The organism is Pseudoalteromonas sp. T1lg23B, from assembly GCF_002964665.1.
Classification (GTDB): domain Bacteria; phylum Pseudomonadota; class Gammaproteobacteria; order Enterobacterales; family Alteromonadaceae; genus Pseudoalteromonas.
Genome location: NZ_PQBZ01000034.1, coordinates 1,241,737 through 1,253,778 on the forward strand (window position 1 = coordinate 1,241,737; position 12,042 = coordinate 1,253,778).

The window sequence follows — 12,042 nt, forward strand, 5'->3', positions numbered from 1 at the left end:
ATAGCGGCGTAGAGTGCTAATTTATAGAAACCAAAAAAGCGCATGAAAGCGCTTTTTTAACATAGGCTTGTGGCGTTTAGATTACAAAATAAACGCAGATTTTGTCGCTGCTAAATAGCCAATCCCCAATAACGAGACCGTGACCCCAATAAAAGTCGCTATCTGTGTTTGTTTACTTGTTGATTTTGCACCTATCACTCCAAGTGCAATGTAAGCAATTACCAGTACTATCTTTTCTAGTAGCCAAGGTTGTCCCAGAGGGTTAATACTTCCCACCACTAACAAAGCGATTGCCGAAACCAGTAGCAATGTATCTATGCTGTGGCTGGCTATAAAAACGCCTTTATTAGCAGCTAACTTGCCACTGGCAAAACGAGAAAAAGCGCGGGTGTAAAATAACAAAATGCTGAGCACAACAAATAGCATATGTGTGTGTTTTAGTGCTAAATAATCCATATTTACTCTTAGTTAGTGTTGTTTGTCAGGAAAGCGAGCCAAGATGGCTTCTACATCATCAATGTGTTCATTCAAAATATCAACCAAACTGGGGTCAAAGTGTTTGCCTTTTTGATTGTTAACCTCAGCCAATGCTTGCTCTTTGCTCCAAGGCTCTTTGTAGCAACGTTTATGGCGCAGTGCATCATACACATCTGCTAATGCAACGATACGACCAAAAACATGAATGTCTTCACCTTTTTTACCTTCTGGATAGCCAGTACCATCCCACTTTTCATGATGCTCTTTGGCGATAACCGCTCCTGCATTAACGATTTCTCGTCTTGAGTCTTGGAGAATTCGATAGCCCTTGGTGGTATGTGATTTCATCACGCGCCATTCTTCATCATTGAGCTTGCCTGGCTTATTAAGAATGGCATCAGGGATACCCACCTTACCAACATCATGTAGTGGCGATGCCATTCGTAGCAGCTCAACATCATGATGACTTAAACCACTATGGCTGCCGAATAGCTCACACATGTAGGCGACGCGCTTAACGTGATTGCCTGTTTCTGTAGAACGCTGTTCTAAGGCCTCACTCAAGCGATACACCAGTTCTTGCTGTGTGCTTTCAATTTCAGCTTGTAATTGCACGTTTTCGTATGCCAGTTGTACGTTTTGCGAGAATATTTTTATTAGGTGCTTTTGCGTGTCGGTTAAGAATTCTGGAATACCCGACACAAAGAGCATGGAGCTGTGGTTGTACTCACTCGAACAGTAGGCAAACAAGTAATTGTTTTTATATACAATTCCTTTTTCGCTAAGCGCTTGGTTACACGCATCAAGCTGTTCAGGTGTTAATACCTCTGTGATGGGCTTCCCTTCACAGCGTTCAAACTCGCCGCGACCCGTAAACACCACGAGTTGATCACTCTTTCTATTGCTTAAATTGCTTGCTACTAATGACGTGGCATACATGGCTTCATCAACAGTGCCAAGTAAAGATGTCAGTTGCTGCATAACCCCTTGGATAAAGTGTTCAATAGAATGAGTAGCGAATATATCCCGTGATGCACAAATGATTTTTTCCAAACCTTGGCGGGATTGATCAATAGCAAGAATATCTCTATACGAGCGAAGACTCGACATCACCACGGTGAAAAGCTTTTGAGCGGTCAATTCAGTTTTTGATTTGTAATCATTAATATCATAGTTGACGATGACTTGACGCTCAGGGGCTTGGCCCGGTTGTCCCGTTCTGAGGATGATACGAATGTGATTATTCTTCGCTTCTTCTCGAATGAACTTGGCAACTTGTAATCCTGCATCGTCTGTTTCCATCACCACATCAAGTAACACAATTGCCGCATCTGGATGTTCACTGATAACCTTACGCGCTTCTTCCCCAGAATAGGCGCTTAAAAATTCTAAGCGCTTCTTTTGAAATTCAAAATCACTCAAAGCCAACTTGGTCACAGCATGGACTTCTGGTTCATCGTCTACGATGATCACTTTCCATTTGCCACTATGCTCTGGCTCAATGACTTCACTCGGTTCATCAGAAAACAAAAAATCATCCATACAGGGATCCTTTCAGTGCACATCAATAAGGTTTATGGGGACTCACCCAAGCCATTGGGCTAGAGTGACACGATCACAGCCTGCCATATCTTTAATTGTAAGTATATTGCTATAAGCCATTTGTGCAAAATACTGCTGCAATTTAACAGCTTGCCTATAGCCGTGTTCAATCAGTAAATAGCCGCCGTGATTAAGATGGTGCGTGCCTTTAGCAATAATAATCTTAATATCGGCCATCCCTTCGTCATCAGCAACCAAGGCGCTCAAGGGTTCAAATCTGACATCTCCTTGCGTCAGGTGATGATCATCATGTTCAATATACGGAGGGTTACTCACTATCAGATCAAACTTTTGATCTTTTACGGTCTGATACCAATCGCTCTGTGCAATGTCGACGTTAGTAAAGCCTAATTTGTTCAGGTTACGCTTGGCAAGAGCTACAGCATCGTGAGAATAATCAAGTGCGGTAATTTGCCACTTGGGCTGTTCAGAAGCCAGCGCCAGCGCGATTGCACCTGTACCGGTTCCCAAGTCAAGTACCTTGGCGGTTTCTGGTAAACTTAAGCTTAATGCATATTCAACAAGGGTTTCTGTATCAGGTCTTGGGATCAATGTGCTGGCGTTCACCTCCAACGGCAAACTCCAAAACTCTCGTATACCAACAATATGCGCCACAGGCTCCCCTTGTCTGCGTCTATCAATCAAGGCGATAAATTGTGTTTGCTGTTGCTCTGAAAGTTGTGCATCTGGCCAAGCAAAAAGAAAACTACGAGGTTTATCCAACACATGGAGCAGTAAGACTTCGCTATCTAGCTTGGCGCTATCTGAAGAGGCTTCTAAAAATTTAGTAGCCCATGCAATCGCTTGGGCAACATTGTGTGTCGTCACGCTTATTCTTCACCCATCGCGGCGAGTAAGTCTGCCTGATGTTCTAATAGTAGCGGATCGATGATGGCGCTCAGATCACCTGCCACAATTTCATTTAAACGATATAACGTCAGGTTGATACGGTGATCGGTAATGCGCCCTTGCGGGTAGTTGTACGTGCGAATACGTTCCGAACGGTCACCGCTACCAACAAGGTTGCGCGCTCTGACGCTTCAGCGGCTTGGCGCTTCTCATCTTCAGCTTGCTGTAAACGAGCCCCTAACACTGACAACGCTTTTGCTCGGTTCTTATGTTGTGAACGCTCATCCTGACATTCAACAACCACACCCGTTGGCAAGTGAGTAATACGAATTGCAGAATCAGTTTTGTTAACGTGCTGACCACCGGCCCCCGAGGCGCGGAATGTATCAATTTTTAGATCCGCAGGGTTAAGCTGAATGGCTTCAGCTTCAGGCACTTCAGCCATTACAGCAACAGTACATGCAGAAGTGTGTACACGACCTTGAGATTCTGTTTCTGGTACACGCTGTACTCGGTGCGCGCCGGATTCAAACTTAAGCTTGCCATAAACACCATCACCGCTGATGTTAGCAATAATTTCTTTATAGCCACCATGCTCGCCTTCATTGGCACTGATCACTTCAACCTTCCATTTCTGTGTTTCTGCATAACGGCTGTACATGCGGAACAAGTCGCCGGCGAAAATAGCGGCTTCATCACCACCAGTACCCGCTCGCACTTCAAGAAATACGTTATTGTCATCTTTTGGATCTTTTGGCAGCATCAGTACTTGTAAGTCATCTTCAAGCTGAGCAATCGTGGCCTTGGCCTCCTTGTACTCTTCCTGCGCCATTTCCCTTATTTCAGGATCTGAATCTTTGAGCATCTCTTCTGATGTCGTAACATCTTCCTGGGCTTGTTGATAAGCAGCAAACGCCTTCACGACATCTTCAAGTTCTGAATACTCTTTTGATAACGCGCGAAAACGGTTTTGATCACCGATCACTCCTGGGTCGCTTAGCATTGCTTGAACTTCTTCATAGCGCTCAGCTAAGGTCTCTAACTTACGGTATACGGACTCTTTCATTAACGTCTTATTCCTGCTCAATTCCTAATGTTTGTTTAAGTTGTGCCAGTTGCTCAACGTCTCCCAATTTTGCAGCTTCTTGAATCGCTCTGGTTGGGGCGTGTGTTAATCGATTGGTGAGCTTATTGGCCAACTCTAGCAATACCTTATCTGAAGGCTTGCCTGACTCTAGTTGGTTAAGTGCTTTTTCAACCAACTCTGTTTTAATTTGCTGGGCGCTGTCACGGTATTGGCGAATGACATCCACAGATTTCAAAGAGCGCTGCCACTGAGCAAACTCTCTGGTTTTCTCTTCGATAATAGCCTGTGCTTGGCGCGCCGCTTGTTCACGACTAGCCATATTTTCGCTGACAATGGCTTGTAAGTCATCTACTGAATACAAATAGGCAGCATCTAAATCACCCACCTGACTTTCAATATCACGTGGTACGGCGATATCGATGAACAGCATTGGCTTATGTCGCCTTTGTTTGAGTGCTTGCTCTACAACTCCCTTACCAATTATCGGCAAAGTACTTGCTGTGGAAGAAATGACAATATCAGCTTTATGTAATTCATCCGGCAATTGCGCTAACGAAATTACTTGTCCATCCACTTCTTCAGCCAGTCCTTGAGCACGCTCAATGGTTCTATTTGCAACCGTAATAGATTTAGGATGATGCTGGAACAAATGTTTAGCGACCAGCTCAATGGTTTCTCCCGCACCGATCAATAGCACCCGAGTTTTATCTAACTGACCATATATATGTTTCGCTAAGTTAACTGCTGCATAAGCCACAGACACCGCGCTGGCACCGATATCTGTCTCGGTACGAACTTGTTTCGCAACCGAAAAAGTTTTTTGAAACAAACGCTCAAAAGTAGGTTTAATACCATTGTGATGCTTAGCACTATTATAGGCTTGTTTAATTTGGCCCAATATCTGTGGTTCACCAAGCACCAGTGAGTCGAGTCCACACGCTACACGCATCAAGTGATTAACCGCATCTTGATTGTGATGAACATAGACGTTATCACTCAGCTGCGCTTCATCTATATTGTGAAAACATGCGAGCCACTGAAGAAGCGCTTGGGAATTCTCACTCTCAAGGCTACAATAGATTTCGGTACGATTGCAGGTTGAAACTATCACTGACTCTTTAAATTGAGCATGATGCGCCAACTCAGTGAGTGCCTGAGATAATTGTTCAGGGGAAAAGGCAACTTTTTCGCGTAGTTCTACCGATGCCGTTTTGTGATTTATACCGAGTGCGATGATGGTCATAGATGCCAGAATTGCCCGAGCCCTGTTTTAAAGCCAGCAATTTTACCAAAAATCAATCGAATATGGAAAGTAAGGAACATCATTTGACACGATTTCATTTGATTTTGCTCATGTTTTTTTTATTTCTTAATGGATGTGCGCAAAAAATCTCTCCCACACAGCAGCAAAACCAAGGCTGGAAGGCGTTATTACAGGAACAAACCAACTGGCAAGCAAGTGGCAAGTTAGCCTTCCTTAGTGACACTCAGCGTCAGTCTGCCAACTTTAATTGGCATTTCAAAGACAACAAGCAGCAACTCATTTTAACCAGTTTTATCGGTACGCGAATTTTATCTTTGACCGAGTTAGGTCAGTACAGTCAACTTGAATATGATGGCAACACATATCTTGACCATGACAGCCAGCAGCTTGTAAAACGCTTAAGTGGCATGGATTTGCCCGTTGCCCAAGCCCCCCTATGGCTTACTGGCACAGTTGAAAATGACAGTAACCAATACGATGCCTATGGACGTTTAACGTTTAGCAGTTGGCGCGACGAACAAGGACAACTTTGGCAAGCAAAGTATGTTCAATATGCCCTATTCAATGAAATGTGGCTTCCAACACGAATTAACCTGACTCATAATACCCTCAAAATCAAAATTCAGCTTAACTCATGGCAGTTTTAATATGACTTCGCTTTCATTAATGGCGCCAGCCAAACTTAACTTATTCTTACATATCAACGCACAGCGCGCAGATGGCTATCATGAGTTGGAAACACTGTTCACGTTTTTAGAGTTTGGGGATGAACTCAACTTTACCTGCACAGAGCAAGATAATATCGAAATTACCGGTGATACCCACGGTATAGCGCTTGAAGACAATCTGATATACAAAGCGGCATCAGCACTGCGACCCTTTCGTAGCGTTGAAACCGGTATTTCTATCGCGCTCAGCAAAAAACTCCCTATGGGAGGAGGTGTCGGCGGCGGTTCTTCGGACGCTGCCACAACATTATTGGCAATAAATCAATTATGGAAATGTCATTTAAGTCATCAAAAATTGGCTGAGATTGGCCTCAAATTAGGTGCGGATGTTCCCGTTTTTGTCAACGGAAAAACTGCGTTGGCGCAAGGGGTCGGAGAAAAATTAACCGCCGTAAACCTGCCCCAGCGCTGGTTTTGCGTGGTGTTTCCCAATGTTCACGTTAGCACCGGAACGGTATTTACTCATCCTGATTTACCGAGGGACACGGCCAAGCTATCCGGTGATTGGCAACTGGCAAATACCAACAATGATTGTGAGGCTTTGGTTAAAAAGCTGTACCCTGAGGTTGAAAAGACCCTAGGGTGGTTGCTAAAATATGGGCCGGCTCGTATGACGGGAACCGGAGCGTGTTGTTTTGTGGAACTTGATTGCGCAACATCAGCACAGCGTGTGCTCGATTCATTACCGTCATGCTGGCAAGGGTTTGTAGCCCCTAGTACCAATATCTCGCCTGCACATACGCAGCTTGATAGTTGGCTTAAAATGCAGAAGTAAATTGTTTAAGTTAGCCTGTTTTGACTCTGTCATTGCATGTTAGTCCAAAAATTCAGTGCCTGAGGAACCCTACCGTGCCTGACATGAAGCTCTTCGCTGGTAACGCAACACCTGAGTTAGCTCAAAAAGTTGCAAAACGTTTATTCATTGAATTAGGTGATGCTGTAGTTGGTCGTTTTAGCGACGGCGAGATCAGTGTTCAAATCAATGAAAACGTACGCGGATCGGATGTTTTCATTATCCAGTCAACTTGTGCCCCAACTAACGATAACCTTATGGAACTTATCGTAATGGTCGACGCGCTACGTCGTGCCTCAGCGGGTCGTATTACTGCTGTGATCCCTTACTTTGGTTACGCTCGCCAAGACCGTCGTGTACGTTCTGCCCGTGTGCCAATCACTGCTAAGGTTGTTGCTGATTTCCTATCTAGCGTTGGTGTTGACCGTGTTTTAACGGTTGATCTTCACGCTGAACAAATCCAAGGATTCTTTGACGTTCCAGTTGATAACGTATTTGGTAGCCCAGTACTGTTAGATGACATGAAAGAACGTGAGTTTGAAGATGTGGTTGTAGTATCACCAGATATCGGTGGTGTTGTACGTGCACGTGCTATCGCTAAATTACTTAATGATACCGACCTAGCTATCATTGATAAGCGTCGTCCACAAGCAAACGTATCGCAAGTTATGCACATCATTGGTGACGTTGCTGGTCGTGACTGTATCATCGTCGATGATATGATTGATACAGGCGGTACATTATGTAAAGCAGCTGAAGCGCTTAAAGAGCACGGTGCAAAACGCGTATTTGCTTACGCTACACACCCTGTTTTATCAGGTGCTGCTGCTGAAAACCTTCGCAACTCTGTAATTGATGAAGTGATTGTTACAGACTCAATTCCATTATCAGACGAGTTACGCACCTTAGATAACATTAAAGTGCTTACTTTGGCTGATATGCTTGCTGAAACGATTCGCCGTATTAGCAACGAAGAGTCTATTTCAGCTATGTTTCAGCACTAATATGCTGAATAAACATAGCTGCTAGCGCTATAAAAGCACCTTAGGGTGCTTTTTTTGTATCTCTATGTTTTATTTATTCACCAGCAATGGTATAGTAGCGCGCCTTTTTAGGTAGGGTGTTTGGTCGCGAGCACCTTAAACTTTAAACTAAAATTTTTGGAGACATTATGTCTAACGAATTATATACATTGAATGCCGAAGTACGTGCTGACTTAGGTACAGGTGCGAGCCGCCGCCTACGTCGTGCAGACAAGGTGCCAGCAATCCTATACGGTGCTGATAAAGAAGCGCTAGCGCTAACTCTTGATCACAACAAAGTAATCAAAGCTCAAGAAGATGAAGGTTTCTACAGCCACATTCTTACGCTTAACATTGCTGGCGAGTCTGTAGAAGCAATTCTTAAAGACATTCAACGTCACCCGTACAAGCCAAAGATCACTCACCTTGATTTCCAACGTGTTGATGCGAACCACAAGATCCACACTAAAGTGCCTGTACACTTCTTAAACGAAGAAAAAGCAACTAAGGGCGGCAACACTATTGCTCACCACGTTACTGAAATCGACGTAACTTGTTTACCAGCTGCACTTCCTGAGTTCATCGAAGTAGACGTAGCAGCTCTAGAAGTTGGTGCAACTTTACACCTAACTGACATCAAACTTCCAGCTGGTGTTGCTTCAGTTGAACTTGCTAAAGGCGAAGGTCATGACCAAGCGGTTGTTACATTAAACGCGCCTAAAGGTTCTGCATCTGAAGAAGCAACTGAAGAAGCTGCAGAATAATTATTAAGGTGTCAGCACCTTGAATAATATTCAAATGCTTGTGGGCCTGGCTAATCCAGGCCCCGAATATCAAAACACACGTCACAATGCTGGTGAATGGTTCATTCTCGAACTTGCCAAGCGCTACAACTGCCAATTAAAGCCTGACGCCAAACATTTTGGCCTGACGGGTAAAATCATTATAAATAATAAAGAATTCAAACTTCTGATCCCTACCACCTACATGAACTTAAGTGGTAAATCCGTGAGCAGTTTAGCGAATTTTTATAAAATTCCAGTTGAAGATATTCTTGTTGCCCATGATGAAATGGATTTAGACCCAGGTGTCGCCAAACTTAAAAAAGGCGGTGGTCATGGTGGTCATAATGGTCTTAAAGACATCATAGCCAAAATGGCCAACAATAAAGAATTTATGCGCTTACGAATTGGTATAGGTCATCCTGGACACAAAGACAAAGTGACAGGCTGGGTGCTGGGTAAAGCACCTAAAGAAGATCAGGAAAAAATTGACGCTGCAGTGGATGAAGCTGTTCGCTGTATGGAAATTTTAGCAAAAGACGGTGTGTTAAAAGCACAAAACAGACTACATTCATTTAAGCCGTGATCTAAATTTATATTGCGTTTATCTGAGACAAATTAGGGTTCAAAACTATGGGTTTTAAATGTGGCATTGTTGGTTTACCTAACGTTGGTAAATCTACCCTTTTCAATGCATTAACTAAAGCGGGTATCGAAGCCGCTAACTTTCCATTTTGTACTATCGAGCCAAACACAGGTGTGGTGCCGGTTCCTGATAATCGCCTAAATCAATTAGCCGAGATCGTGAACCCTCAGCGTGTCATACCAACAAGCATGGAATTCGTTGATATCGCGGGTCTGGTTAAAGGCGCATCAAAAGGTGAAGGTCTGGGTAACCAGTTTCTAGCGAACATTCGTGAAACTGACGCAATCGGTCATGTAGTACGCTGTTTTGAAAACGAAAATATCGTTCACGTTGCAGGTACTATCGATCCAGCTGATGATATTGACGTTATCAACACTGAATTAGTACTGGCAGACATGGATGCCGCTGATCGTGCTATCCAACGTAACGCTAAAAAAGCCAAAGGTGGCGATAAAGAAGCAAAATTCCAGAACGTTGTGTTAGAAAAAGTAAAAGCGCATTTAGATGAAGGCTTAACACTGCGTTCACTACAATTGGATAAAGAAGAGAAAGAAGCTATCAAGCCGCTGAACTTCTTAACAATTAAACCAACAATGTACATCGCAAACGTGAACGAAGACGGTTTTGAAAATAACCCTCACTTAGACAAAGTACGTGCAATCGCAGCCGCTGAAGATGCTGTTGTTATTCCTGTATGTGCTGCCATTGAAGCAGAACTGTCTGAGCTTGAAGATGAAGACAAGTTGGAGTTTATGGAAGATCTTGGCTTAGAAGAGCCAGGCCTAAACCTAGTGATCCGTGGCGGATACGAATTACTTAAACTGCAAACCTACTTCACCGCAGGTGTAAAAGAAGTTCGCGCTTGGACAATCCCTGTTGGCGCGACCGCACCACAGGCTGCAGGAAAAATCCATACCGATTTTGAGCGTGGTTTTATCCGTGCACAAACCATTGCTTTTGATGATTATATTCAATATCGTGGCGAAAGCGGTGCTAAAGATGCGGGTAAATTCCGCCAAGAAGGTAAAGATTACATCGTCAAAGATGGTGATGTAATGAACTTCTTATTTAATGTTTAAGACTCCATTAAACACCAAAAGGGCCTGTTAGGCCCTTTTTTGTTTGTTGCCTCATACATGCATGGTCAAGGCAACAACATAGTCTTTTATTAATCGATTAAAATAGCAGCGGACAGTGACATTTCAATGACCAATTCGGCTATTTAATCTGCAAACAAACGCTTTGAGTCAGTTTTTTGCAAAAAAGGTGTTGACGTGTTTGGGGCATATCAGCATAATACGCCCCGCATCAGCGATGATGGGAAATAAAAAAAGATGGCTATGTAGCTCAGCTGGTTAGAGCACATCACTCATAATGATGGGGTCCCCTGTTCAAATCAGGGCATAGCCACCATGCTTTTATTTACTACCAAACTCATCGGTTTAGCTGGTCATATTGCGGGGGTGGCGGAATTGGTAGACGCGCTGGATTTAGGTTCCAGTATCTTCGGGTGTGAGAGTTCAAGTCTCTCCCTCCGCACCAACTTTTTTAAGTTGGTTTGAGTAATCGTTGGAGTATCGCCAAGCGGTAAGGCAGCGGGTTTTGATCCCGCCATTCCCAGGTTCAAATCCTGGTACTCCAGCCAATGGCTATGTAGCTCAGCTGGTTAGAGCACATCACTCATAATGATGGGGTCCCCTGTTCAAATCAGGGCATAGCCACCATTTACTCCCACAAAGTGCAATGTGGTAAAAGGCACAACCTCCTTGTGCGGGGGTGGCGGAATTGGTAGACGCGCTGGATTTAGGTTCCAGTATCTTCGGGTGTGAGAGTTCAAGTCTCTCCCTCCGCACCATCTATTAAAGATGTAAAACATTAAATATAGAATTATCGATTGTTGGAGTATCGCCAAGCGGTAAGGCAGCGGGTTTTGATCCCGCCATTCCCAGGTTCAAATCCTGGTACTCCAGCCACTTTATCTACCAATTAAAGTGTATATCGAAGCCTTAGGACACCTTTGGCAAGCTAGTAGCTTAACTACTTAAATTATGCCTTTGGGCATATCCTTTGATGCGGGGGTGGCGGAATTGGTAGACGCGCTGGATTTAGGTTCCAGTATCTTCGGGTGTGAGAGTTCAAGTCTCTCCCTCCGCACCAACTTCTCGATAAGAAGTAAAATAATCAAACCTTTTGTTGGAGTATCGCCAAGCGGTAAGGCAAAAGAGAGAGGTTTTGATCCCTCACTCATTTCCCCCCAGATTCAAATCCTGGGACCAGCATATGATTTGAATTAAGTAAACGTTGTTGGAGTATCGCCAAGCGGTAAGGCAGCGGGTTTTGATCCCGCCATTCCCAGGTTCAAATCCTGGTACTCCAGCCATGCGGGGGTGGCGGAATTGGTAGACGCGCTGGATTTAGGTTCCAGTATCTTCGGGTGTGAGAGTTCAAGTCTCTCCCTCCGCACCATCTTTTAAAGATGAAAATTAAAGATTTGAATAATCGACTGTTGGAGTATCGCCAAGCGGTAAGGCAGCGGGTTTTGATCCCGCCATTCCCAGGTTCAAATCCTGGTACTCCAGCCACTTTAATCTACCAATTAGAGCGGAAAGTCGAATCCTTTGGTAATGCAGAGGAAAGCTAGTAGCTAAACTACTGAAAAATTATATTCTTTACGAATATATCCTGTGATGCGGGGGTGGCGGAATTGGTAGACGCGCTGGATTTAGGTTCCAGTATCTTCGGGTGTGAGAGTTCAAGTCTCTCCCTCCGCACCATACAGGCTCTATAACTCT

General features: G+C 44.1%; 10 protein-coding genes, 11 tRNA genes and 1 pseudogene. 17 read left to right on the forward strand and 5 right to left on the reverse strand.

The window, feature by feature from the left end; translation table 11 throughout:
- Positions 1-81: 81 nt before the first annotated feature.
- The 5 genes and pseudogenes from C2M32_RS14160 to hemA all read right to left on the reverse strand — a co-directional run bounded on the left by C2M32_RS14160 (position 82) and on the right by hemA (position 5,258).
- The gene (locus tag C2M32_RS14160) at positions 82-456 is read right to left on the reverse strand and encodes a SirB2 family protein (RefSeq protein WP_105168978.1); all 375 of its coding nucleotides are present in this window, start codon (positions 454-456) and stop codon (positions 82-84) included.
- A gap of 12 nt (positions 457-468) precedes the next feature.
- Entirely contained in the window at positions 469-2,019 is a 1,551-nt protein-coding gene (locus tag C2M32_RS14165) for a response regulator (protein ID WP_105168979.1), read from the reverse strand.
- A 42-nt stretch (positions 2,020-2,061) separates the two neighbouring features.
- Positions 2,062-2,907 carry a peptide chain release factor N(5)-glutamine methyltransferase gene (prmC, locus tag C2M32_RS14170; RefSeq protein ID WP_105168980.1) on the reverse strand — a complete coding sequence of 282 codons (846 nt, stop codon included), beginning with the start codon at positions 2,905-2,907 and terminating at the stop codon, positions 2,062-2,064.
- A gap of 2 nt (positions 2,908-2,909) precedes the next feature.
- A pseudogene (gene prfA, locus C2M32_RS14175) lies at positions 2,910-3,994 on the reverse strand (peptide chain release factor 1).
- A 7-nt stretch (positions 3,995-4,001) separates the two neighbouring features.
- Positions 4,002-5,258, reverse strand: coding sequence for a glutamyl-tRNA reductase (hemA, locus tag C2M32_RS14180; protein ID WP_105168981.1), 1,257 nt, complete (start codon positions 5,256-5,258; stop codon positions 4,002-4,004).
- Between the two features lie 62 nt (positions 5,259-5,320).
- Here hemA and lolB point away from each other — a divergent pair, with 62 nt between their 5' ends.
- The 17 genes from lolB to C2M32_RS14265 all read left to right on the forward strand — a co-directional run bounded on the left by lolB (position 5,321) and on the right by C2M32_RS14265 (position 12,024).
- The gene (gene lolB, locus C2M32_RS14185; protein WP_267894535.1) at positions 5,321-5,926 is read left to right on the forward strand and encodes a lipoprotein insertase outer membrane protein LolB; all 606 of its coding nucleotides are present in this window, start codon (positions 5,321-5,323) and stop codon (positions 5,924-5,926) included.
- 1 nt (position 5,927) lies between these two features.
- On the forward strand, positions 5,928-6,782 hold the full coding sequence (gene ispE / locus C2M32_RS14190; RefSeq protein WP_105168982.1) for a 4-(cytidine 5'-diphospho)-2-C-methyl-D-erythritol kinase: 855 nt from the start codon (positions 5,928-5,930) through the stop codon (positions 6,780-6,782).
- A 74-nt stretch (positions 6,783-6,856) separates the two neighbouring features.
- A complete protein-coding gene (locus C2M32_RS14195) occupies positions 6,857-7,804 on the forward strand; it encodes a ribose-phosphate pyrophosphokinase (RefSeq protein ID WP_105168983.1) in 948 nt (315 codons plus the stop codon).
- A 167-nt stretch (positions 7,805-7,971) separates the two neighbouring features.
- Positions 7,972-8,586: a 50S ribosomal protein L25/general stress protein Ctc gene (locus tag C2M32_RS14200; RefSeq protein ID WP_105168984.1), complete on the forward strand. Its 615-nt coding sequence runs from the start codon at positions 7,972-7,974 to the stop codon at positions 8,584-8,586.
- Between the two features lie 19 nt (positions 8,587-8,605).
- Positions 8,606-9,190, forward strand: a complete 585-nt coding sequence (pth, locus tag C2M32_RS14205) for an aminoacyl-tRNA hydrolase (protein ID WP_105168985.1) — start codon at positions 8,606-8,608, stop codon at positions 9,188-9,190.
- A 47-nt stretch (positions 9,191-9,237) separates the two neighbouring features.
- The gene (gene ychF / locus C2M32_RS14210) at positions 9,238-10,329 is read left to right on the forward strand and encodes a redox-regulated ATPase YchF (protein ID WP_105168986.1); all 1,092 of its coding nucleotides are present in this window, start codon (positions 9,238-9,240) and stop codon (positions 10,327-10,329) included.
- A 257-nt stretch (positions 10,330-10,586) separates the two neighbouring features.
- Positions 10,587-10,663, forward strand: a tRNA-Met gene (locus C2M32_RS14215).
- A gap of 44 nt (positions 10,664-10,707) precedes the next feature.
- Positions 10,708-10,792: transfer RNA gene (locus tag C2M32_RS14220), tRNA-Leu, on the forward strand.
- A gap of 28 nt (positions 10,793-10,820) precedes the next feature.
- Positions 10,821-10,895, forward strand: a tRNA-Gln gene (locus C2M32_RS14225).
- A gap of 2 nt (positions 10,896-10,897) precedes the next feature.
- Positions 10,898-10,974 (forward strand) — tRNA-Met (locus tag C2M32_RS14230).
- Positions 10,975-11,020: 46 nt separating this feature from the next.
- Positions 11,021-11,105: transfer RNA gene (locus C2M32_RS14235), tRNA-Leu, on the forward strand.
- A gap of 43 nt (positions 11,106-11,148) precedes the next feature.
- Positions 11,149-11,223, forward strand: a tRNA-Gln gene (locus tag C2M32_RS14240).
- 99 nt (positions 11,224-11,322) lie between these two features.
- Positions 11,323-11,407 (forward strand) — tRNA-Leu (locus tag C2M32_RS14245).
- Positions 11,408-11,555: 148 nt separating this feature from the next.
- A tRNA-Gln gene (locus C2M32_RS14250) sits at positions 11,556-11,630 on the forward strand.
- Between the two features lies 1 nt (position 11,631).
- Positions 11,632-11,716: transfer RNA gene (locus C2M32_RS14255), tRNA-Leu, on the forward strand.
- 41 nt (positions 11,717-11,757) lie between these two features.
- A tRNA-Gln gene (locus C2M32_RS14260) sits at positions 11,758-11,832 on the forward strand.
- Positions 11,833-11,939: 107 nt separating this feature from the next.
- Positions 11,940-12,024: transfer RNA gene (locus C2M32_RS14265), tRNA-Leu, on the forward strand.
- Positions 12,025-12,042: the final 18 nt, after the last annotated feature.

Bases quoted from the DNA above. Each gene is read 5' to 3' on its own strand.
- C2M32_RS14160 (WP_105168978.1), bottom strand. From the start codon at position 456: ATGGATTATTTAGCACTAAAACACACACATATGCTATTTGTTGTGCTC.
- C2M32_RS14165 (WP_105168979.1), bottom strand. From the start codon at position 2,019: ATGGATGATTTTTTGTTTTCTGATGAACCGAGTGAAGTCATTGAGCCA.
- hemA (WP_105168981.1), bottom strand. From the start codon at position 5,258: ATGACCATCATCGCACTCGGTATAAATCACAAAACGGCATCGGTAGAA.
- lolB (WP_267894535.1), top strand. From the start codon at position 5,321: ATGGAAAGTAAGGAACATCATTTGACACGATTTCATTTGATTTTGCTC.
- ispE (WP_105168982.1), top strand. From the start codon at position 5,928: ATGACTTCGCTTTCATTAATGGCGCCAGCCAAACTTAACTTATTCTTA.
- C2M32_RS14200 (WP_105168984.1), top strand. From the start codon at position 7,972: ATGTCTAACGAATTATATACATTGAATGCCGAAGTACGTGCTGACTTA.
- ychF (WP_105168986.1), top strand. From the start codon at position 9,238: ATGGGTTTTAAATGTGGCATTGTTGGTTTACCTAACGTTGGTAAATCT.